The sequence below is a fragment of the Nocardia miyunensis NBRC 108239 genome (assembly GCF_001613065.1).
GTDB classification, from domain to species: Bacteria; Actinomycetota; Actinomycetes; order Mycobacteriales; family Mycobacteriaceae; genus Nocardia; species Nocardia miyunensis.
In genome coordinates, this window is sequence record NZ_BDBQ01000086.1 from 58,721 (window position 1) to 79,675 (window position 20,955).

Below are 20,955 nucleotides of genomic sequence, written 5' to 3' on the forward strand. Positions count from 1 at the left end.
CGGTGGCCACCAGACCGCGCGGGTTGACCGACATGTCCAGATTGAAGTGAAGCGCCGAGCACAGAGGGCGCGGTCCCTGTGTTCGAGTAGCCAGCGGCACAGCAGAATTCAGGTGACGGCAGCAGTCGGTGTCCGGGCCCGGCGTTGAGGCGGGGACAGTGTGATGCGAGACAGGATCACTCGTCCCGTCTCAGAGCAGCACGCCCAGCCGGGGCGGCCGGGTGCCGTGCAGGGTGTGATTGCCCAGGTGGACGTACTTCCAGCGAGCGGGATCGTGCAGCGAATGCACCCGCACATTGCGCCAGTGCCGGTCGAGCGCGTACTTGCGGTCGGTGGCCGAGGTTCCGGCCAATTCCAGGACGCCCCCGGCGATTTCGACCGCGAACTCCTGCGCCAGTGCCTTGGCCGCGGCGACGGTGAGCGAGGCCGCGGCGGCATCGTCGCGGGTGAGTTCCGGCGCGCGCTGGGCCGCGTCGATCAGGTCGGTGCCACGGGCCAGCAGCGCCTCGAGCGCGTACAGCCGCGCGGTCAGCTCGCCGAACCGCCGGACGATATGCGGTTCCTCCGCGGCGCTGTCCACGCCCGCCTCGAAGTACGGGCGGCTGCGAGTCCGGACGAATTCCGCGCCGTCTTCCAGTGCGGCACGGGCGATTCCGATATCGACCGCGGCGTGCAGAGCCTGATCGAACGCACCCAGAAGCGATGGCTCCCCGGTCTGTGGATCCGGCGCGGGCCCCTCGTCGATCACGAATTCGTCCGCGACCACGACCTTGTCCAGCCCGACCTCGCCGCTGGCCGTACCGCGCTGACCGAACGAACTCCAGCGATCGAGCGCCAGATGCACTCCCGGTGTGTCCGAACGAACGAAAACGGTTGCGGTGCTCGCGGGTTCGGTATCAGCGATCCGCGCCGCGACTCCGATCCACCACGCGCCCAGCGCACCCGTGGCATAGTACTTGCGCCCGTTGAGAACCCAGCCGCCCTCGTCTCGGCGCCGGACCGTGGTCAGGCGCTCGGCCGCGGTCCGCGTACACCGCTCGGCGCTGGCGTTACCCAGTTGCGCCCCCGCGAGGATGTCGGCATACAGTCGCGGTGCGGGCGCGGTATTGCCCAGTCCCCGAATAGCTTGTCCGAGAACATAATGCGACAGCAGCAGCTGCCCGACCGCCGAATCGGCCCGCGAGAGCCTGCGCAGAACCTCCACCACCACCGACGGCGGCAGATCCGGCCCATCGTGCTCGGCCGGAACCCCGATCCCCAGCAATCCGGCGGCCGCGACCAGACGCAACTCCTCGAGCGGCGGCACATCCTCCAATTCGCGTCGCACCGCGCCCTTCACCACCTCGGCGGCCACCGCATCGGCAGCCGCCAACGCATCTTCAGCGGTGGTGAGCAGTGGCGGAGTATCGATTTCGATACTTGACATCTGACTGTGCTCCTAAAGGTAGAGATCGGGTGGTCCGGACCGGCTGCCGGTGTCGGGCCGGTCGCCTGATCCTGGTCGAATGCGCCGAACCAGTTGGGCGCCAGGTGTTCTCCCGAGGCGCGACTGTGCACATGAGATCGGCCGACAGTAAGTCGGTGTCGTGGCGGATCTCAGAGGTATTGCGGCATCCTGCAAGGTCTTTCAGCAATGCTGTAGCCGCCCCTCGCCGCGCAGCCGGGTGCCCTCGGTGCGGATCAATCCGACGAATGCGGCTAGCGCGGAACCGGGTTCGGGTGTCGCGGTGACCGCGAGCCCGATGCGACGAGCCGGGCGGCGCCCCGCGACGCGTCGTACCGCGACGTCGTCGCGCGCTCCGGAGGTCGCCAGGGAAGGCACGAGCGAGACGCCCAGTCCGGCCGCGACCATGCCCTGCACCGTCGCGTAGTCCTCGGATCGGAACGCGACCGTCGGCACGAATCCGGCGCGTCGGCACGCCCCGCGAAAGACGCGGGTGTCGGGGCAGCGCCCGGTGGCGGAGCTGATGATCCACTGCTCCCGGGCCAGCGCGGTCAGCGGGACGTCGACGGCCCCGGCGAATCGGTGCCGCTGCGGTAGCACCACGTAGAACTCGTCCTCGTACACCGGCACCGCGACCACGTCCGGATACAGCGGACGTTCCCCGGGAACCTCGGTGATCAGCGCCAGATCGGCCTTCCCGTCGCCCAGCAGCGCGACGCCGTCGTCGGGATCGGCGGTGATGATCTCCACGGGCACCCCGGGAAACGCGGACCGGAAACGCATCATCGCCCGCGGCAGGATCATCGCCGCCGCGCTGGCGAACGAGGCCACCCGCACGCCGCCGGACCCGCCCGGTGCGAAGGCGGCGATCGCGCGCTCGGCCGCATCGACCTCGTGCAGGATCCGCACGGCACGCTCGAGCAGTTCGGTCCCGGCCGGAGTCGGGCGCGCACCCGTGGGACCGCGGATCAGCAGCGGCACGCCGAGTTCGCGCTCCAGCGCCGAAACCTGCTGGGAGATAGCGGATGTGGTGTAACTGAGCGCGGTCGCCGCGGCACTGAGCGAGCCGCAGCGAACCACCTCGTCGAGCACGCGCAGGCGGCGGACGTCGAACATGCGCTCACGCTACGACGCCCGCGTCGGGCTGCCCATCGTTGTAATCAGCGCGAGAATTTCCGAATGTCAGTACGCCGCGGCCGGACCGCGCGGTGTGATGCCGTGGTGCCGGGCGGCCACGTCCGGATGCGCGCGGGTACGGGATTTCCAGGCGTTCTCGCCGTAGCTGTCGAAGATCGGGTTGTCCGGATCGGCCTCCACGCCGCGCGCGTGCGCGGCCAGCTCGGGCGGCAGATCCACGATCGGGATGCGCGCGTCCAGGCCGGGGTTGAGGAAGTACGGGATCGAGATCCGGTCGGTGCCCGGTTCCGGCGCGATCACCCGGTGCCTGGTCGCGCGCAGATATCCGTTCGTCGCGACCTCGAGCAGCTCGCCGATGTTGACGATGAACGCGCCGGGCAGCGGCGGCACGTCGAGCCAGCGATCGGGTTCGATCTCCACCTGCAATCCCTGGGAGTCCGGCTCGACCAGCAGCAACGTCAGTACGCCGGAATCCTTGTGCGCGCCGACGCCCTGCGGATTGTCGACGTTGCCCGGATAGCGCACGACCTTGATCAGCGTGGCCGGGCGGTCGGCGAACGCCGCGTCGAACAGATCCTCGTCCGCACCCAGCGCGGCGGCCCAATGCCGTAGCAGCCGACGTCCGACCGCCGCCAGTGTGTCATCCCAATCCCGCAGTGCCGCACGGAATTCCGGCAGTGCCGAGGGCCACAGGTTCGGGCCCTGCAACCGCCAGTAGCCCTGCGCGTCGGGGATCACCGGAAGTTCGGGACCGATGTCGACCTGTTCGCGCCAGTCGACCGCACCGTTGGTGAGCTCACCGCCCAGGCGTGAATAACCGCGGAACTGCGGACTGCGCAACTGGCTGATCTGCTGTTTGTCCTCCTGCGACAGCGCGAAGAATCGACGCGCGACCGCGAGCAGATCGTCGATCTGCCCCTGCGGCACACCGTGACCGGTCAGATAGAAGAATCCGGCCTCGTGCGTCGCGGCGAGCAGCGCAGCGCGGAATTCCGCGGTGTCGGCGGCGGCCAGATCGAGAACAGGGAGCATACGCCCACTGTGGCCGATCCGCGCGGCCCGCGCACGCGGCTGCGCACTTTGTGCACGCGGTTGCAGAAAGTCTTCAGGGTTTCATTCGGCGGTGTGCGGGGTGGCGGGTGGACGCCCGCGCAGGAGCGAGGCAACCGCGCTGATCAGCGCCATGATCGCCGCCGTGGTGAAGACGATCACCAGCCCGTGGTGGAACGGCCCGGACACCAGCTGCGGGAAGAACGTCGTCCCGGTCAGCGCGCCGGCATTCGCCGGAGACAGGGTGTTCAGCACGTCGGGCCCGAGCAGATGTGCGATCGGGTTGTTCCCGAGGAAGGCCGAGAACAGGCTGCTGACCGGCGGGAGCGAGGCGAGCTGATCGGCGGTGCCCGAGGACACGCCGTGGGCTTGCAGTCCGCTGGAGAGCGCATGTGGCAGGCCCGAGGCCAGTCCGCTGATCATCAGCGAGAAGAACACCCCGATCGACAGCGCGGTACCCGAATTCTGCAGTGTGGCACGCATTCCCGAGGCTACGCCGCGTCGTCCGGCGGGCACGCTGCTCATGACCGAGGAGGTGTTGGGTGCGGAGAACATGCCCTGTCCGAGACCGCTGATCAGGATCAGCAGGGCGAACAGCGGATAGGGGAATACCACCGGCAGCGCCATCAGCCCGAGGAACGAGGCGGCCACGATGAGCAGTCCAGCGGTCGCGAACAGCCGCGCCCCGTAGCGATCGGAAAGATAGCCGCACAGCGGCCCCGCTACCAGGAATCCCGCGGTCAGCGGCAACATATAGATCCCGGCCCACAGCGGGGTCGACTCGTACGAGTAGCCGTGCAACGGCAGCCAGATTCCCTGCAACCAGATGATCAGCATGAATTGCAGCCCGCCGCGAGCGATCGAAACCAGCAGGGCGGCAAGGTTTCCCGCCGCGAAGGCACGAATCCGGAACAATCCGAGCTGGAACATCGGTTGCCGCACTTTGGTTTCGATCACACAGAACGCTGCCAGCAGCAGTACGCCTGCCGCCAGTGCCCCGATCACCTTGGGATTGCTCCAACCGGTGGCGTGCCGCCCGTAGGGCTGGATGCCGTAGGTGATCGCGGCGAGGATGACGCTGGTGCCGATGGTGAACGTCGCGGTCCCGGCCCAGTCCACCCGGGCGGGCTGTCGCGCGCCGATCTCGCGCAGGCTGCGATAGGACCACACCGTGCCCACGATGCCGACCGGGACGCTGACCCAGAACACCGCGTGCCAGTCGATCGCGGCCAGTACGCCACCGGCGAGCAGGCCCAGGAACTGCCCGGCCAACGCCGTGATCTGGTTGACGCCCAACGCCATTCCGCGCTGACTGGCCGGAAAGGCGTCGGTCAGGATGGCCGCGGAATTGCCGGTGAGCATCGCGCCGCCGAACGCCTGCACCATCCGCCAGCCGATCAGCCACAGCGCGCCGCCGGGCCCGTGCATCGGATCCATCGACAGCGCGAGTGACGCGGCGGAGAAGACCACGAACCCCGCGTTGTAGATGCGCACGCGGCCGAACATGTCGCCGAATCGGCCGAGCGTGACCACCATGACGGCCGAGACCAGCAGATAGCCCAGGATCATCCAGAGCAGGTAGCCGATATTGCCCGCCGCCAGCGGATCCAGGCCGATGCCCCGGAAGATCGCGGGCAGCGAGATGATCACGATGGAGGCGTCCAGCGAGGCGATGAGCACGCCCAGCGTGGTGTTCGACAACGCCACCCACTTGTAGCGGCCGCCGACGGGAGAAGTCTGTAATTCGGTGGTGCTCATAGACGTTCGGCCAGCCTCTCCAGCAGTGGGACCGCATCGAGCAGCTGGCGGCGTTCGGCCGCGGTGAATTCCGCGGTGAGCACCCGGGCGATGCGTTGGGTGGATTCGGAGCGGCGGTCGTCCAGGACGCCGCGACCGGTGTCGGTCACCGACATCACCACGCGTCGGCCGTCCTCGGCGTCGGGGCGGCGAGTGACCAGTCCCCGTTCCTCCAGGGCGGCCAGCGTCGTGCCCATGGCCTGCGGCCGCACCCGTTCCAGCTCGGCCAGCGCACCCGGCGTCGCGGGGCCCTGCCGCTCGAGCCGGGCCAGTACCGACACCTCCGAGAGCGTCAGCTCACCTACCGCGTGCGCCTGCCGCAGCCGACGGGCCACCCGGCCCACCGCGATGCGCAGGCGGGCGGCGGTCCCGCAGAACTCCGCGCTGTTCCCGGCGTCCTCATCCATGGTCGTAACAATAGACTTATCAATCTGGGTTTACGAATTTTCCCCGGCGAAGATGGGACGCCAGGTAACCCTGGGAGAATGGGAATCATCCGGTGGTCGCCAACGGCCTCGGCACCGCGTTCATGCCACCATCCGAGGCCCGCCGCTTCTCGGTGCTACGCCCGATCGAACTCACCGATCCCGTTCTGTGGCGGGTCTATCTCGCCTCACCGCCGGCCAACCAGATGACTCCTGCCGCAACGCGTTTGGCGGAGACGCTGCTCGCCGCCGCGGATCGAGCTCGCCCGAGCGATTGACTGTGCGCCAGAGGGGGGTGTTCCTATGGTTTTCGGCAGGTGTGTCGGTGGTCAGGTTGTGAGGGTGATCGGCTGGTCGAGCGGTCCTGAGATGGGCAGGCAGGTCAGGCCAGCAGAACGCGGACCGAGGTGTGGCGGATAGGTGGTTGTGGGTTCGGCTGCATGGGATGTCCTGTCCGTGGCGGGCTTGCTGGTATGGGTTGGTCAGCATGGCGGGATGGTCCGTTCGCGCCAATTATTCGCACCCGCAACACAATCCGGCTATGCTCGGGTGCGGCAGCGGCAGGCAGGCCGCTCATGCGCCGGTAGTGCGCGCACCGCGATACCAGGGGATCGGCGCATCTCGTCTGATTCATCGCATCTCGAATCACATTGTCGTCGGTGATGGGTGCGCCGGGCGGACCCGGCGAGTTCGGTTGCCGAGTCCTTTGTGCCGCAAGGGATTAGCCACTCGCAGCACGACCGGTGCTGGTGACAGCACATCACCGGTCTCTGATCGAGACCGGCAGAAATGAGAACTCACGGGTGATTGTCTTGAAGTCCCAGAAAGGAACTCGCTTTCCAAGGCGCATCCGGCTCCATTGCCCATCCGGCGTTACTCGATTTTCCGGGAGGATCCTGTGACCAGCACCGAAAACACGACCGATAGCGAGGAGAACACCGAAGACGACGGCCCCTCGTCGACCCTGCCGCGCCGCCAACTCGGGCGTTTCCTGCGCGATGGTCGCGACGCTGCCGGATTCACCATTGCTCGAGCGGCGAAACAGGTCGATCTGTCCAGAGCTGTTCTGCAACGTATCGAAACCGGACAGATTCAGAAAGTGAGTCGGCCGGTTGTACAAGCATTGTGCGAGTTGTACGACGTCAGTGTGGAAGAGACCAATGCGGCAATGGATCTCGCGACGCAGGCGCGGGCGAAAAGCTGGCATCATATCTACGGCGGGATGTTCAGCAGTGCGTTCAATATGTATGTAGGGCTCGAATCGGCAGCACGCCAATTGACCACCTGCCATGACCAGCACATCCCGGGACTGCTGCAAACTGCGGACTACGCACGGGCGATCATCAGTGCGTCTCCCCAGTTCGCCAGCCGCGAGGACATCGAGCGGCGTGTACAACTCCGGATCAAACGCCAGGCACTTATCACCCGCAGGACCAAGCCCGTTGAGTTGGATGCTGTACTGCATATGTCGGTGCTCTACCGCGTGGTCGGCGGGTCGCGCACCATGGCGATGGCACTGCGGCAGCTCGCCGAGTTGTCGAAGCGCCCCAACGTCACTGTCCGCATTCAGCCATACAGTGCGGGCCTGACCTGGGGAATACCGCACAGCTCGTTCATCATCATGGACTTCGACCGCAACGCGAAGGGCGAACCCGTCGAGCCCCCAGTGGTTTTCATCGATGGCGGCGCGGCACCGGATGTATATCTCGAGAAGCCGGATGAGGTCCGGCGGTATCGTGAACTTGTCGCGGCCATCCGGGATACCTGCCTGGATGAGGTACAGAGCAGAAACCTGTTACGGCAGGTGGCGAAGGAGTTCGAGCGCAGTGAACGATGACCGATCCGAGGCGAAGTGGTTCAAGAGTTCGCGCAGCGAAGGCAGCGCGAACTGTGTCGAGGTGGCATGGCTCGAGCGGGACAGGGTGGGCGTTCGTGACTCGAAGAACCCGAACGGCCCAGCGCTGACCTTCACCCCCGGCGAGTGGGACGCCTTCGTCGCGGGCGCACAGGACGGCTACTTCAAGCACCCGTAACCACGACTTACCTTCTACGGCAACGGCTCTGATCCCACCCCGGATCAGAGCCGTTGCCGTTCACCAGCATTACCTAGGTTGAAAGTAGATCCTGATCAGGCGTTCCATCCCGACTACGAATACCACATCAGCACAATCAACATGGAGAAGATCGTGGCCACCAGTGATGTTCAGGACAAGTTGTCCGGCTGCCTGGACTGGATCAAGGCCGAGGCGAAGCGAGATCCACAGATCAACGTGCTGAGAGAGATCACAGCGGGCTGGGTCGGTGCCGGGCCCACGGACAATCAAGATGTCGCCTTGGGAACATGAGGCAGCTCGAGGAAGCGGGTTGGGCTCGCAGCTTCAAGGCGCGCGGTGATATATCCCAATTCTGGAGTGGCGCACTGTGAAGGGAAAAATGCAGATCCGTAGGTTCGGGGCCGTCGGGATGTGTCCTCCAACAGGACATCGGCAATGAGCACTCGCCGGAGCCCGGGTATCCGTCGCGGTGGGTGGTGGTGCACAACAGTGGCGGGGATGCTCGGCGCGTGTTCATCCGGGCCGAATGCTGAAGTGACACAAGTCTGTTCGAGACATCCAGCGCAGGCCCCTCAGTTCTACCGCTGGTCGGGTTCGTGTCTGAGGGTGGCATTCGACCTTGTCGCTGATGGCTGGGCGCTGACCTGACGGTGAGCCGGTCCAGCCCGCGGCTTCAGCGCTCGCGTAGCGGGTTGCGGCCCACGGCGCGGCGGGCGTTGGCCAGGCCGGAGGCGGTGACTGTGCCCAGGACGCCCTGGTGGTCGAATACGACGGCGGTGCCGACCGAGAGTCCCTGGTGCTCCACGCGTTCGGTGAGTGCCAGCCCGAGACCGGTTGGCAGGCCGGTCGATTCGGGCAACCGGGCGATCGTCATCGTGAGGTCCGGGTTGATGAATTCCAGGCCCCCGCTGCCGAAGTTGGCGATCAGGTTGGTCAGATCGGCGACGGTGGCGGCCAGTTGGAAGGGGGTGAGGGTTTCGCCGTGCACCACGGGAATCGGGAAGTGCCAGATCTGCTTTCGCGCGCTGTGCTGGAAGCCGTCGGTCCACCCGCCCCAGCCGTGCTCGGGGTCGAGGTACAGGCGTTCCCGGTCATCGGTTGGTGCGGGGAGTTCGGGCGCGGTGGGGGAGGTTCCGCCGGACCAGACGGTCCCGTCCGGTGTCACGCTCGGGCGCAGACACAGGGCGCTCGCTCGCGCGACCGGTTCATCGTCCTGACTCAGCACCGTATCGATCAGGCACACTCGCGGCCCGTTGCGCAGCACGGTCGCCGAGGTCACCGAGGGTTGCATCGTGGCCGATCGGAACATGTCCACGGTCCAGCGCGCCGGGCGCAGATCGTGGCGTCCGAGAGTGCCGAGAGTGCGCTCGGTTTCCCGCGCCAGCGCGCCGCTGATAGCCAGGCCGCGCATGTGGTCGGCGCCCCAGCCGCTGGCTGCACACGGTTCGGGATGTAATTCCTCGGTGTCCGCGTATTTCACCCGGAAGAACGCGCGATCCATTCGCGGAGCCACCTTTCTCGTCGAATAGTTGCGATGCAGCCGCGGTGCGCTGTTCACCGGCCCGGGATGTCCCGCACGACGTGCGATCCGGTGCCGAATCAGTGCTATCACGCGGCGGTTGCCGCCGATTCAGCGGGCGGTGACAGCGCGCACGGCGAGGCGCTGCCGTTTCGTCAGTGCTCGGCCGCGCGGATCAGTCCGCCGCCGATGATCAGGCGCTGGATCTCGCTGGTGCCCTCGTACAGTCGCAGCAACCGCACGTCACGGTAGATCCGCTCGACGGGCACGTCACGCATGTATCCGGTGCCGCCGTGGATCTGAACCGCGAGATCTGCTGTGCGCCCGGCCATTTCGGTGCAGAACAGCTTTGCCGCGGACGGGCCGATGCGCCGATCCTCCCCGCTGACGTACCGTTGCGCCGCCTCACGCACCAGCGCCCGACCGGCCATGACGCCGGTCTGCTGATCGGCGATCATGGCCTGCACCAGTTGGAATTCCCCGATCGGCTGCCCGCCCTGCGTCGCCGACGCGGCGTACGCGACCGATTCGTCCAGGGCCCGCTGCGCCGTGCCGACCGCCAGCGCCGCGATATGCACCCGGCCGCGTGCCAGCGACGTCATCGCCGCTCGGTAGCCGACCTCCTCCGACCCGCCGACCAGCGCGCTCGCGGGCACCCGGACACCGGAGAACGTCACTTCGGAGGTCCACGCGCCCTCCTGGCCCATCTTGCGGTCCTTGACCCCGACCTGCACGCCAGGCGTACCCGCCGGGACCAGGAATACAGCGATGCCCGGACCGGACTCGTCAGCCGGCCGGGTCCGGGCGAACACCACGAACAGGTCCGCGAGCGGAGCGTTGGTGATGAACCGCTTGTTTCCGTCGATCACCCAGTCGTCGCCGTCACGAACGGCCTTGGTGCGCAATCCCGCCGGATTCGACCCCGCGCCCGGCTCGGTCAACGCGAACGAGGCCACCACCGCTCCGGAGGCGATCCGCTCGAGCCACAGCTCCTTCTGCTCGTCGGTGCCGAAACCCACGAGAACCTGTCCGGCGATGCCGTTGTTGGTGCCGAACATCGATCGCAACGCCAGCGAGGTGTAACCGAATTCCATGGCCAGCTCGACGTCCTGGGTCAGATCCAGACCCAGCCCGCCCCACCGCTGGGGAATCGCGTACCCGAACAAACCCATCTCGGCGGTCTGCTTGCGCAGATCCGCGGGGATGGCGTCGGCGGCCATGATCTCCTGTTCACGCGGTACGACCCGGGTCCGGACGAATTCCCGTACCTGGGCGAGAATCGCGCTGAAATCCTCGGGGTCCACTTCGGGCACCGTGATCACCGTCCTCCGCTTCGGTTGCCGCTCAGTGTGATTGCGTCGATCCCGCGATGATCCCCGCGTCGTGCAGGCGGCCCAGTTCGGTACCCGCGAGGCCGAGGATCTCCGCCAGAATCTCGTCGGTGTGCTCACCCAGATCCGGTGCGGTGGCGTACTCGCCGTACTCCGCGCCCGCGCGCAGCGGCGAGCGCGCGGACAGCATCGGGCCGATGCCCGGCTGGTCGACCTCGCCGAGGATCGCGGGACCGCCGTCGGCGCGGTAGGCGGCGGCCACGTCGTGCACGGTGCGGAAGCGGCTCCACAGCACGCCCGACTCGCTCAGCACGCGCTCGACCTCGGTGAACGGCCGTTCGGCGAACCACGGACGCAGCATGGCGGTGATGATCTCGCGATAGCGGTAACGGTCGGCCTCCGCGCGGAAGTCCGCACCGAGGGTCTCCTCCAGGGCGTCGAACACCTTGCCGGTGTCGGTGACGGTGCGCAGCGCGTCCCAGTGCCGGACGGTCAGCGCCACGACCATGACCCGGGCCCCGTCGGAGGTCTCGAAGTCCACGCCGAAACTGCCGTAGACGTGGTTGCCGTGCCGAGGACGTGCCGTGCCGCGCTCGTCGGCCTCGGCCAGCCAGCCCATGTTGGCCACCGACGCGTACGCCACGTCGGCCAGGGCGATGCGCAGGAACGAGCCCTCGCCCGAGCGGGTGCGGCGGTGCAGGGCGGCCAGCAGTCCGGTCGTCGCGGTCATCCCGGCGAGCAGATCCCAGGCGGGCAGCACATGGTTGACCGGTGCGGCGGCGTCGACCGGGCCGGTCATATTCGCAACGCCCACATCGGGATTCACCGTGTAGTCGACCGCCGCGCGCCCGTCGGCGTAGCCGTCGATGTGCACCTGGATCAGGTCCGTTCGCCGCTGGCTCAGCGCCTCGTAGGACAGCCATCCCCGCCCGACGTTGTTGTCCACCACGATGCCCGCGTCGGGGCCCGGCGCGGTGGCCAGCGCGACGATCAGTTCGCGGCCCTCGGGGGAGCGGACGTCGATCGAGATCGATCGCTTGCCCTTGTTCAGCGCGGTCCAGTACAGGCTGCGCCCGGTGCGGTCGGACAGCGGCCACCGCCCGTAGTCGGCAGCCCCGCCGATCGGATCCAGGCGGATGACATCGGCGCCCAGTTGCCCCAGCGTCATCCCGCCGGAGGGTCCGGCGACGAAGCTGGCGAACTCCAGGATGCGCAGACCCGTCAGCGGGCGTAGGGCGGAGTCGTCGGTGACCAATGCAACCTCCACTGTGGGGTGTGCGAGTTTCGGGTATCCCGCTGCAACGTTCGCATATCAGGCAGGACGCCGTGCGGCCGGTGGGCCAGGACCCCTCGACTCGAATCGGTAGCCAATGGTTGCGGGAGGGTTGCCAGATCGGGCGGCGGCGCCGACCGGTGCAGCTATTCTCATGAACGTGGCTCGTCAGTGAGGAGATGGCGATGCGGTACGACGAATATCGGGCTTACGATGCTGTCGGGCTGGCAGAACTGGTCGCCCGGGGGGAGGTGCGCGCGGTCGAACTGCTGGAGTTGGCGTTGGATCGATGTGCGCAGGTGGAACCGGCGATCAATTCGGTGAGTCTGCTGATGGAGGAGAACGGCCGGCGGCTGGCGGCGCGGGAGGATCTCGCGGGGCCTTTCGCCGGGGTGCCGTTCCTGATCAAGGATCTGGCGCAGGATTACGCCGGATATCCGACCTCGGCGGGCACCGGGCCGCTGCGGTCGATACCGGCGACCGGGCACAGCCTCGTGGTGCGACGCTGGCTGGACGCTGGGCTGGTGATCTTCGGCAAGACCACGACCCCGGAATTCGGCAGCAAGGGCATCACCGAGACCAGGACCTTCGGCGCGACACGCAATCCGTGGGACACCGAGCGCACGCCGGGCGGATCCTCGGGTGGGGCGGCCGCGGCGGTCGCCGCCGGCATCGTGCCGGTGGCCGGAGCCAGCGACGGCGGCGGTTCCATTCGCATCCCGGCCGCCTGCACCGGACTGTTCGGGCTCAAGGCCGGGCGCGGGCTGATTCCCAACGGCCCGGTTCTGGGTGATCCGCTGTTCGGCGCGGTCAGCGAGGGCGTGCTGTCCCGCAGCGTGCGGGACACCGCGGCCATGTACGACGTGCTCGGCGTGCCCGATCCCGGTGCGCCCTACGAGGTTCCGCGATCCCGACGCCCGTATCTCGACGCGGTGAAGGACCCGGTGTGTCGCCTGCGCATCGGGTTCACGCACGAGTCTCCGCAGGGCACACCGGTCGATCCGGAGGCGGTTCGCGCGGTCGAGGATGTGGCTGCCCTGCTGGAATCGCTGGGGCACACCGTGGAACCGGCCGCCCCGAATCTGGACGGACGACGTCTGGGCATGGACTTCATGACCGTCTGGACCGCCTGGTGCGCCGCGGAACTCGCCGAAGCCTGTCACGAAACGGGCGCGTCCGCCGCCGATTTCGATCTCGATACCCAGATGCTCGCGGCCGTGGGCCGCGCGGTCCCCTCCCCGGAACTGCTTCTCGCCCAGGCCCGCTGGACCGAATACACCCGGGCGCTGGCCGATTTCCACGAGACCTACCACCTGCTGCTGACCCCGTCCCTGGCTGAGCCCGCCCTGCGCATCGGCCAGAACCGCGCCCCCGCGATCGCCGATGTCGTGGTGCCGCCGCTGTTGCGCCTGGGAGCGGGAAAGATACTGTCCCGCACCGGATATTATCGCGACGTGGTCACCGCCAATCTGGCCGCGGTGCCCTTCAGCCAGCTGGCGAACATCACCGGCCGCCCGGCCATGAGTGTGCCGACCCACTGGACCGCTACCGGTCTGCCGTTGGGGACGCAGTTCGTCGGCCGACCCGGCAGCGAGTACCTGCTTTTGCAACTCGCCGCCGAGATCGAAACGGCCAGACCGTGGTTCGATCGGCACCCGCCCGAATCCGCGCTCGTGCCTGCGAGCCACTCGCATCAGTGACTTCCGAAAGGCATTGTCCGACAAGATAGTCGGCGACCGAACGGGACGTCGATGTTATTCGCGCCAGCCCTGGAGTTCGACGCCCTTCGCGGTATCGACCCGGAAACCGAGCGAAATATCCGCTGTCGCTTCGGGTTCCAGCGACAACCGCCAGGTCAGCTCGCCCAGATCGGTCCGCTGGTGCGGATCGGGGCGGCAGGTGATGTCGCGAACCACGATGGCCTCGTCCCGCGAGACCGGGACCCGGTCCAGGACGGTGACGGTCGTGGCACGGCGACCGTAGTTGCCCACGGTGATGCGGTAGCGGACCTCGCGTCGCGTCGAGCTGCCGATCACCACCTTGCCGGCGGTGCGGCGCACCAGTTCGCGTTCGGCCCGGATCCGTTCGTCCACACCGAGATTCAGTTCGATCTCCTCGCCGGGAGCCCAGACTTCCAAGGTTGTCGTGCCGACGAACTCCGAGTCGTGGAACACCGACGCGCGGCCCGGCCGTAGCGTGTGCTCGGAGGTGTTGACCGCGGTGGCCCGTAGATACACCTCCTGGCTCTGCGCCGGTGCGGTGATGTGGTCGAGGGTGGCCTCGAGATCCAGCGTGGCCACGGTGGTGCGATGTGCGGTCGCGTCGCTCGGGACGGCGATCCGCTGCGACGGACGGTATGTGGTGGCCGCGGCTCCGTGTTCGATTGCGGGGGTAGGAGATTCGACCATTGCCGTGTGTAAGACCTTGGCGCGAGGCATCGTTCCCGGCTCGGGTGGTCCACCGGCAGGGGCGCCGTAGGCGATCGGCTCGGGCGGTCGCAGGCGGTCGAGGAACCACGGCTCCGGCTCGGGAAGCCGCGCCGAGATCGCCGGGCGCGCGGTGGAGAGCGTCAGTTCGCACGGCGGCCAGTCCTCGCCGGTGTTCTGGGTGATCTCCGCATACCAGCCGAGCGTGAGCCGCTCGCCGTGCAACCGGATGTCGTAGGTCGAGATCCAGCGGGCGTCGTCGACGACATAGGACAGTTCGAGTTCGAGCTCCCCGGCCTCGTGCACGTCCAGGGAGACCGCGATCTGTTGCCGATCCGGCGTGCGCTGCCGGTGATGTTCGGCCAGATCGCGTTCCACGGCCCGCAGGTCCTCCTCGCGGCGTTCGTTGCGACGGTGCAGTTCACGCTGTCTCGCGAGCGTCGCGGCGAGCTGCTGGGCGAGCGAATCACTCAGTCCCGCAACCCGATCCGGCTCGATCTCGCCCGCCGCGAGCGCCTTGGCGAACGCGCTGCCGGAGCGGCGGCCGAGGCTGGTGAGCAGTTCGGTCCGGCTGTCCTCGACCGTGCGGCTGTCGGCCAGTTCGGCGAGTTCGGACCGGATCTGCTCGGCGCGCTGTTCGAGTTCCTGGACGACGGCGTCGGGCGAGCGCGGATGATGCCGCATCGACACATCGACCCCGAGGACCGCCGCCGCACCCCGCCCGCTCACCCGCACCGAGTCCCGGACCAGCCCCAGCGGCAGCCCGCCGACCTCCACCGCCTGCTCCCCGGCCTCCACGATGACGGTCGTGCGCCGCGTGATCCGCGCCTGCCCGGGATAGACGGTCACCGCCACGATCGGGGCGTCCACCATGCTCATTCCGCGAGGCTACCGTGCCCGAGTGACCTCGGGCTGCCGGCAGAGGTGCGGTGGGGTGCCGGGGCGATGCCGGAGAAGAGGTTGGCGATCAACGCGTCGGCGAAATCGGTGGTCAGGGGTTCGGCGGGGAGGAGGAGGCGGTGGTAGCACGCGCCCCAGAGTTGGTCGACGATGGTTTCGAGATCGGCGTCTTCGCGGATCTGACCGGCGCGGCGGGCTGTGCTTAGACGCTCGACGGCGAGGTCGCGGCGGGGGCGGATGTACTGCTCGGACAGGGACGCTGCCAGGTCCGGATCGCTTTGTGCCGCGCCGATGATCTCGGCGACGACCGGGCCGTTGCGGTGCAGCAGATCGACAAAAGCGTGCAGTTGGGCGGTCAGGTCGCGCCGGATGTCACCGGTGTCGGGGAAGGCGAGGGTGTCCTGGACGGCGTCGAAGTAGGCCTCGAACGCCAGCGCGCCCGGTGAGGGCCACCACTTGTAGAGGGTGACCTTGCTGGCGCCGGCGCGGGCGGCGACCTTCTCGAAGGTCAGACTCCGAATGCCTTGGGAGAACAGCAGATCTGATGCGGCGGCCAGAGTCGCGCGGCGAACGTCCTGCGCGCGACGGCGACCCCGTCCCGGGGTGAGCCGTGGTGGGTCGTGTCGTGTCATGGGGTGCTCCGAATTCTCCGTGTGCCTGCCGTCTCGAGGACACACGGAAGTATATGGACAATGTGTTCATATTACATTAGTGTACGGTTCGTTCACATACTTTAGGAGAGGGTCATGACCGCAGGGCAGGCAACGGGACGGGTCGCCATCGTGACCGGGGGTTCGGGCGGGATCGGCGGTGCGGTGGCGCGTCGTCTGGCCGCCGACGGAATGACGGTCGTGGTGCACTACGCCGGTAGCGCCGCGCGTGCGCGGGAAGTAGTCGAATCCATCACGGCCGCAGGGGGTGTCGCGATCGCGCTATCGGGCGATGTCGCCGACGAAGGGGAGATGCGGCAGCTGTTCGATACGGTTCAGGAGCGGTTCGGCGGCGTCGACGTGGTGGTCAATACCGCCGGAATCATGCTGCTCGCACCCGTGGCCGAAATGGATCTGGACGCGTTCGACCGGATGCACCGAATCAATGTGCGGGGCACCTTCGTGGTCTCGCAGCTGGCGGCGCGCGGACTGCGGTCCGGTGGTGCGCTGATCAATTTCTCGACCTCGATCACGCGGCTGCAACCGCCGACCTACGCCGCGTACGCCGCGACGAAGGGTGCGGTGGAGGCGATGACGCTTATCCTCGCGCGGGAGATGCGCGGACGGGACGTCACGGTGAACGTGGTGGCCCCCGGACCGACCGCGACGCCGCTGTTCCTCGACGGCAAGAGCGACGAGCAGATCGGTCAGCTCGCCGCCGCGCCGCCGCTGGAGCGCCTGGGCACCCCCGAGGACATCGCCGAATCCGTGGCGTTCCTCGCTGGTCCCGGACGCTGGGTGAACGGTCAGATCGTCTACGCCAACGGCGGCATCGCCTGAGGGGTCAGTGCTCGGATTCGGTTGCAGCGCTTTCTGTTGCGGCGCTGTCGTCGAGCGCGGCCGAAGCGATCGCGAAGGCCGCGTTCGACTTTGGCACGCCCGCGTAAACCCCGGTGTGCAACAGGACTTCGGCGATCTCCTCGCGGGTGAGTCCGTTGCGCAGCGCGCCGCGCACATGCATCGCGATCTCGTTCTCGCAGCCCAGCGCGGTCAGCACGGCCAGGGTGATCGCGCTGCGGGTCCGGCGGTCCAGCCCCTCGCGCGTCCACACCGCACCCCAGGCGGCCTCGGTGATGTACTCCTGGAACGGCCGGGTGAATTCGGTGGTCCTGGCGATGGCGCGGTCGACGTGCTCGTCGCCCAGAACCGCGCGGCGGACGGCCATTCCGGCGTTGTCGGTGTTCACGAGTTCTCCCGGAGGTGGTTGCGGATGAGTTCCAGAAATTGTGCGGGCTGCTCCACGGTGCCCAGATGCGCTGCCTCGCTGACGATTTCGAATCGGGCACGCGGAATCCCGTCGGCGATCACGCGGCCGTGTTCGGCCGACAGGGCCGCGTCCTCGGCTCCGGAGATCACCAGGCTCGGTGCGCTGATCCTCGGAAGGTCCGGTGTCAGATCGAGTTCGGACAGTAGCTCACAGCACGCGGCATACCCCTCGGCGGGCGTATTCGCGGTGAGTGCGCGCAGCGTTCGGGCGCGGTGCGGGTGGGCGTCGCGCCACGCGGGTGTGAACCAGCGGGTGATACTGCCATCGGCGATCGCTTCCATCCCCTCGGCCCGGGCCTGTGCCGCGCGCTCGACCCACATCTGCGGGTTTCCCGGCCGAGCCGAGCTACAGCACACCGTCAGCGACCGGACTCGCGTGGGATGATGCCGGGCGAGCCACAGGCCGAGCATCCCGCCGATCGAGATGCCGATGATGTGCGCGCGGTCCACGCCGAGCTGGTCCAGCAGGGCCAGTGCGTCACCGCCCACGTCGTCGATCCGGTAGGGGCCCGCCGGAACCGGTGAGTCGCCGTGGCCGCGAAGATCGTGGCGGATCACCCGGAAGCCGTTGTCCACCAGCGGTTTAACGTAGTCGTCCCAGATGCTCGAGTCACTGCCGATCGAGTTCGCCAGCAGGACCGGCACGCCATCGGCGGGACCGTCGACGCGATAGTGGACCTCGACCGATCGCGCGGGCGCGTCGGGACGGTCGGAGGGCGGGGCGGGGACGCGCTCCTGATGAACTTCGATCGCCCGCTCGATGAACGCCTCTGTGCTGCCCAGATATCCGGTCGGCGAGAGCAATGCCTGGATCCGGCGACGGTCCAGATGTGGTCGCAGCGCAGGATGTTCGGCCAGCAGTTCGGCGAACTCCGCCCCGGTGTCGGTGTGGCGGCGGGCGCATTCGGTCACCGCCTCGTGGGCCGCCCCGCGTCCGATCGCGGGTGTGAGTGCCGTGGTGACTCGTTCGGCCAGGAGTAATCCTCCTGTGGCCGTGAGGTTCTCGCGCATTCTGCCCGGACGGGTGTGCAGCCGGTCGAGGCTCACGCGCAGCCAGTACACGGCCGTGCCGCTCACGCGCAGCAGTTCGGTCAGCGGTCGCCACTCGGAATGCCAGGAACCGGCGGCGCGCTGATATTCCTGCGCGGCAGCGGAATACAGCGTCGCGACGAGTCCGGGCGCCTGGGCGGCCGCGGCGGCGGCCAGGACGGCGGCGATCGGATTGCGCTTGTGCGGCATGGTGGACGACCCGCCGACGCCCTCGGCCATCTCCTCGACCTCGCCGACCTCGGTCTGCGCGAGCAGTGTGATATCCCGGGCGATCTTGGCGACCGCGCCGCAGGTCGTCCCGAGGACACCGGCGAGGTCGGCGATCCGCCCTCGTTCGGTATGCCAGGCCAGTGCGGGTTCGGCCAGACCGGTGTGCCGGGCGAAGGCCGCGAGAACCTCGGTTCCGGCGGTCTCGAGCGAGGCGAGAGTGCCTGCCGCACCGCCCAATTGGACCGCCAGGCGGCGCTGGCGGACTTCGGTGATCCGCTCGGCCGCGCCGTCGATCGCCGAGAGCCAGCCCGCGGCGGTGAATCCGAACGTCACGGGCACGGCCTGCTGCAACAGCGACCGCCCGACCTGCGGCGTGCACGCATGATCGACGGCCAACCGCGCCAACCGGTCCGCGCACAGATCGAGCTGTCCGAGCAGCTCGTCCAGGGCCGTCCGCGCGACCAGCATCGCGGCGGTGTCGAGAATGTCCTGGCTCGTCGCACCGCGATGGACCGATCCGGCGGCCGCGGAATCGGTCTCCGCGACCCGCGTGGTGAGCGCCGCCACCAGCGGGCCCACGGGATTGCCGATACCCGTTGCGCGACGGCCGATTTCGGTAACGTCATAGAACTGCGCAGCGCAAGCGTCGCTGATCCGCGCGGCGTGCGCCACGGGAATCACACCCACCTCGGCCTCCGCCTGAGCGAGAGCCGCCTCGGCGTCCAGCATGGCTTGCACCCACGCGCCGTCCGAGAGAGTCTCCTGCACCGGACCGGCCGCCAGAATCGGATCGAAGAGTTCGGACACCGTTACCTCCTGCCCGTGCGTTCAGGGATCGATGGATATCGTTTCCGGTCTGTGCCGCAGGCGGATTCGGCCTGCGCCACAGCAGCCCTCGTATCGGTCGCGGACCCGCGCGACAGTGCCGCCGGAAGCCGAGAGCCATTGTTTCGCAGGTTGATTCGGCGCACCGCCAAGTGTCGGCGGGGCCGCGTCCGGACAGCGTCCGCAACGGTGATCCGATCACCGGCTTCGGGCTCTGCCAGGCGTTCACACATCGAAGAAGACCGTCTCGCCGGGACCCTGGAGGCGGATATCGAAGCGGTAGCCGTCGGGAGACGGGGTCGCGTACAGGGTGTCGCGGCGGTCCGCCGGGACGGTGGAGAGTACGGGGTCGGCCGCGTTGGCGTCGGGATGATCGGCGAAGTAGATCCTCGTGACGACGCGGTTCAGCATGCCCCGGGCGAAGACCGAGACGTCGATGTGCGGAGCCTGCGGTCGGCCGTCGCGTGCCGGGACCGTGCCGGGAAGCACTGTGTGGATGGCGTATTCGCCGAGACGGGTGTCGCTGCGGCCCAGACCGCGCCAGCCCGGGGTCCGTCCGCGGGGGTCGTCGGGATGGTCGAAACCGCCGTCGGGGGAGGCCTGCCAGGTTTCGATGATCGCGTCGGGTAGCCGGTCACCGGCGCCGTCGTAGACCTCGCCGCGGATCCAGAACGCTCCGGGCGTGCCCTCGGGTACCACCAGGGTTCCGGCGCGGCCCCAGTCCAGGCCGATGCTCAGGAAGGGACCGACGGTCTGCGACGGCGTCCCGGGCAGTACGGCGGTGTCGTTCGCGACGTCCGGTTCGGCGGTTGTGGGGTCAGTCATCGTGTGGCTCCTCGAAGGGTGTCGCCTCGCGCCCGCGCACGACGATGTCGAATTCGAACGCCAGCGCCCAGTTCGGTTTGGTGCGTTCCAGGCTGAATCGCGAAATCAACCGGGGCCGTGCGGCTTCCGGGGTAGAGTTGAAGATGGGATCCTGGAAGAACAACGGATCGCCGGGGAAGTACATCTGGGTCACGAGCCGCTGGGTGAACGCGCGGCCGAATACCGAGAAGTGGATGTGCGCGGGCCGCCAGGCATTGTGGTGATTGCCCCAGGGGTACGCGCCGGGCTGGATGGTGACGAATTCGTAGCGGCCGAATTTATCGGTCAGGGTTCGCCCCACCCCGTCGAAATTGGGGTCCAGCGGTGCGTCCCAGCGGTCGCCGATGTGCCGGTAGCGGCCCGCGGCGTTGGCCTGCCAGATCTCGATCAGCGAGTCCGGGATCGGGCGGCCGTTGCCGTCGAGCAGCCGGCCGAACACGACGATCTTCTGCCCGATCGGATCTCCGCGATGCTGGAAGGTCAGATCGTGTTCTCCGGGCCGCACCGCGTCGTGGCCCAGCACCGGGCCGGTGATCTCGGTCAGCGTGTTCGGCAACAGGACCGGCGGTTGTTTGGGATGACGTAGCGCGGTCGAACGGTAGTCGGGGTAATCGAGCGGGGCGTGGGTACCGGGCGGATCGGCCAGGTAGCCAGGTACGGCAGTGGTCATGAGA

The 20,955-nt window shown here is 68.0% G+C and carries 20 protein-coding genes; 6 read left to right on the forward strand and 14 right to left on the reverse strand.

The window, feature by feature from the left end; all coding sequences use genetic code 11:
- Window positions 1–190: 190 nt before the first annotated feature.
- The 5 genes from NM2_RS34545 to NM2_RS34565 form a co-directional block, all read right to left on the reverse strand.
- A complete protein-coding gene (locus tag NM2_RS34545) occupies window positions 191–1,426 on the reverse strand; it encodes an acyl-CoA dehydrogenase family protein (RefSeq protein WP_067677801.1) in 1,236 nt (411 codons plus the stop codon).
- Window positions 1,427–1,627: 201 nt separating this feature from the next.
- Window positions 1,628–2,560, reverse strand: coding sequence for a LysR family transcriptional regulator (locus NM2_RS34550; RefSeq protein WP_067677804.1), 933 nt, complete (start codon window positions 2,558–2,560; stop codon window positions 1,628–1,630).
- 66 nt (window positions 2,561–2,626) lie between these two features.
- Window positions 2,627–3,613, reverse strand: a complete 987-nt coding sequence (locus NM2_RS34555; RefSeq protein ID WP_067677807.1) for an isopenicillin N synthase family dioxygenase — start codon at window positions 3,611–3,613, stop codon at window positions 2,627–2,629.
- A gap of 81 nt (window positions 3,614–3,694) precedes the next feature.
- Window positions 3,695–5,389, reverse strand: coding sequence for an MFS transporter (locus tag NM2_RS34560; protein WP_157121493.1), 1,695 nt, complete (start codon window positions 5,387–5,389; stop codon window positions 3,695–3,697).
- On the reverse strand, window positions 5,386–5,835 hold the full coding sequence (locus NM2_RS34565; protein ID WP_067677810.1) for a MarR family winged helix-turn-helix transcriptional regulator: 450 nt from the start codon (window positions 5,833–5,835) through the stop codon (window positions 5,386–5,388). The genes NM2_RS34560 and NM2_RS34565 overlap by 4 nt, the downstream gene beginning before the upstream one ends.
- Before the next feature lie 92 nt (window positions 5,836–5,927).
- Here NM2_RS34565 and NM2_RS34570 point away from each other — a divergent pair, with 92 nt between their 5' ends.
- The 4 genes from NM2_RS34570 to NM2_RS34585 all read left to right on the forward strand — a co-directional run bounded on the left by NM2_RS34570 (window position 5,928) and on the right by NM2_RS34585 (window position 8,198).
- Entirely contained in the window at window positions 5,928–6,131 is a 204-nt protein-coding gene (locus tag NM2_RS34570; protein WP_067677813.1) for a type 2 periplasmic-binding domain-containing protein, read from the forward strand.
- 620 nt (window positions 6,132–6,751) lie between these two features.
- Window positions 6,752–7,690 (forward strand): helix-turn-helix domain-containing protein, encoded by a 939-nt coding sequence (locus NM2_RS34575; RefSeq protein WP_067677816.1) that lies wholly within the window; start codon window positions 6,752–6,754, stop codon window positions 7,688–7,690.
- The gene (locus NM2_RS34580; RefSeq protein ID WP_067677819.1) at window positions 7,680–7,886 is read left to right on the forward strand and encodes a DUF397 domain-containing protein; all 207 of its coding nucleotides are present in this window, start codon (window positions 7,680–7,682) and stop codon (window positions 7,884–7,886) included. The genes NM2_RS34575 and NM2_RS34580 overlap by 11 nt, the downstream gene beginning before the upstream one ends.
- A 78-nt stretch (window positions 7,887–7,964) precedes the next feature.
- The gene (locus NM2_RS34585) at window positions 7,965–8,198 is read left to right on the forward strand and encodes a hypothetical protein (RefSeq protein WP_067677822.1); all 234 of its coding nucleotides are present in this window, start codon (window positions 7,965–7,967) and stop codon (window positions 8,196–8,198) included.
- A 382-nt stretch (window positions 8,199–8,580) separates the two neighbouring features.
- Here the strand turns inward: NM2_RS34585 and NM2_RS34590 are convergent, their stop codons facing one another.
- From NM2_RS34590 to NM2_RS34600, 3 genes are all read right to left on the reverse strand, one after another.
- On the reverse strand, window positions 8,581–9,408 hold the full coding sequence (locus NM2_RS34590) for an acyl-CoA thioesterase domain-containing protein (protein ID WP_067677825.1): 828 nt from the start codon (window positions 9,406–9,408) through the stop codon (window positions 8,581–8,583).
- A gap of 173 nt (window positions 9,409–9,581) precedes the next feature.
- On the reverse strand, window positions 9,582–10,730 hold the full coding sequence (locus tag NM2_RS34595) for an acyl-CoA dehydrogenase family protein (protein ID WP_157121495.1): 1,149 nt from the start codon (window positions 10,728–10,730) through the stop codon (window positions 9,582–9,584).
- Window positions 10,731–10,770: 40 nt separating this feature from the next.
- Window positions 10,771–12,012 (reverse strand): CoA transferase, encoded by a 1,242-nt coding sequence (locus tag NM2_RS34600; protein WP_067677874.1) that lies wholly within the window; start codon window positions 12,010–12,012, stop codon window positions 10,771–10,773.
- Between the two features lie 203 nt (window positions 12,013–12,215).
- Between NM2_RS34600 and NM2_RS34605 the strand changes: the two genes are divergently transcribed.
- Window positions 12,216–13,730, forward strand: coding sequence for an amidase (locus tag NM2_RS34605; protein WP_067677877.1), 1,515 nt, complete (start codon window positions 12,216–12,218; stop codon window positions 13,728–13,730).
- A 54-nt stretch (window positions 13,731–13,784) separates the two neighbouring features.
- On the opposite strand, the gene NM2_RS34610 is transcribed toward NM2_RS34605, so the two are convergent.
- Together NM2_RS34610 and NM2_RS34615 are read right to left on the reverse strand one after the other, a co-directional pair.
- Window positions 13,785–15,335 carry a mucoidy inhibitor MuiA family protein gene (locus NM2_RS34610; protein WP_067677828.1) on the reverse strand — a complete coding sequence of 517 codons (1,551 nt, stop codon included), beginning with the start codon at window positions 15,333–15,335 and terminating at the stop codon, window positions 13,785–13,787.
- Window positions 15,332–15,988 (reverse strand): TetR/AcrR family transcriptional regulator, encoded by a 657-nt coding sequence (locus NM2_RS34615; protein WP_067677831.1) that lies wholly within the window; start codon window positions 15,986–15,988, stop codon window positions 15,332–15,334. Before NM2_RS34615 ends, NM2_RS34610 begins: the two co-directional genes overlap by 4 nt.
- Window positions 15,989–16,102: 114 nt before the next feature.
- Here NM2_RS34615 and NM2_RS34620 point away from each other — a divergent pair, with 114 nt between their 5' ends.
- The gene (locus NM2_RS34620) at window positions 16,103–16,846 is read left to right on the forward strand and encodes an SDR family oxidoreductase (protein ID WP_174575717.1); all 744 of its coding nucleotides are present in this window, start codon (window positions 16,103–16,105) and stop codon (window positions 16,844–16,846) included.
- A 4-nt stretch (window positions 16,847–16,850) separates the two neighbouring features.
- Here the strand turns inward: NM2_RS34620 and pcaC are convergent, their stop codons facing one another.
- The 4 genes from pcaC to pcaH form a co-directional block, all read right to left on the reverse strand.
- On the reverse strand, window positions 16,851–17,252 hold the full coding sequence (pcaC, locus tag NM2_RS52045) for a 4-carboxymuconolactone decarboxylase (RefSeq protein WP_245718350.1): 402 nt from the start codon (window positions 17,250–17,252) through the stop codon (window positions 16,851–16,853).
- Window positions 17,249–19,399, reverse strand: a complete 2,151-nt coding sequence (gene pcaB, locus NM2_RS52050) for a 3-carboxy-cis,cis-muconate cycloisomerase (protein WP_067677833.1) — start codon at window positions 19,397–19,399, stop codon at window positions 17,249–17,251. Before pcaB ends, pcaC begins: the two co-directional genes overlap by 4 nt.
- A 243-nt stretch (window positions 19,400–19,642) precedes the next feature.
- A complete protein-coding gene (gene pcaG / locus NM2_RS34635) occupies window positions 19,643–20,242 on the reverse strand; it encodes a protocatechuate 3,4-dioxygenase subunit alpha (RefSeq protein ID WP_067677836.1) in 600 nt (199 codons plus the stop codon).
- On the reverse strand, window positions 20,235–20,951 hold the full coding sequence (gene pcaH / locus NM2_RS34640; RefSeq protein WP_067677839.1) for a protocatechuate 3,4-dioxygenase subunit beta: 717 nt from the start codon (window positions 20,949–20,951) through the stop codon (window positions 20,235–20,237). Before pcaH ends, pcaG begins: the two co-directional genes overlap by 8 nt.
- Window positions 20,952–20,955: the final 4 nt, after the last annotated feature.

Coding starts and splice junctions, on each gene's coding strand:
- NM2_RS34545 (WP_067677801.1), bottom strand. CDS start 1,426: ATGTCAAGTATCGAAATCGATACTCCGCCACTGCTCACCACCGCTGAA.
- NM2_RS34615 (WP_067677831.1), bottom strand. CDS start 15,988: ATGACACGACACGACCCACCACGGCTCACCCCGGGACGGGGTCGCCGT.
- pcaH (WP_067677839.1), bottom strand. CDS start 20,951: ATGACCACTGCCGTACCTGGCTACCTGGCCGATCCGCCCGGTACCCAC.
- NM2_RS34565 (WP_067677810.1), bottom strand. CDS start 5,835: ATGGATGAGGACGCCGGGAACAGCGCGGAGTTCTGCGGGACCGCCGCC.
- NM2_RS34610 (WP_067677828.1), bottom strand. CDS start 15,335: ATGAGCATGGTGGACGCCCCGATCGTGGCGGTGACCGTCTATCCCGGG.
- NM2_RS34605 (WP_067677877.1), top strand. CDS start 12,216: ATGCGGTACGACGAATATCGGGCTTACGATGCTGTCGGGCTGGCAGAA.
- NM2_RS34550 (WP_067677804.1), bottom strand. CDS start 2,560: ATGTTCGACGTCCGCCGCCTGCGCGTGCTCGACGAGGTGGTTCGCTGC.
- pcaG (WP_067677836.1), bottom strand. CDS start 20,242: ATGACTGACCCCACAACCGCCGAACCGGACGTCGCGAACGACACCGCC.
- NM2_RS34555 (WP_067677807.1), bottom strand. CDS start 3,613: ATGCTCCCTGTTCTCGATCTGGCCGCCGCCGACACCGCGGAATTCCGC.
- NM2_RS34560 (WP_157121493.1), bottom strand. CDS start 5,389: ATGAGCACCACCGAATTACAGACTTCTCCCGTCGGCGGCCGCTACAAG.
- NM2_RS34620 (WP_174575717.1), top strand. CDS start 16,103: ATGACCGCAGGGCAGGCAACGGGACGGGTCGCCATCGTGACCGGGGGT.
- NM2_RS34590 (WP_067677825.1), bottom strand. CDS start 9,408: ATGGATCGCGCGTTCTTCCGGGTGAAATACGCGGACACCGAGGAATTA.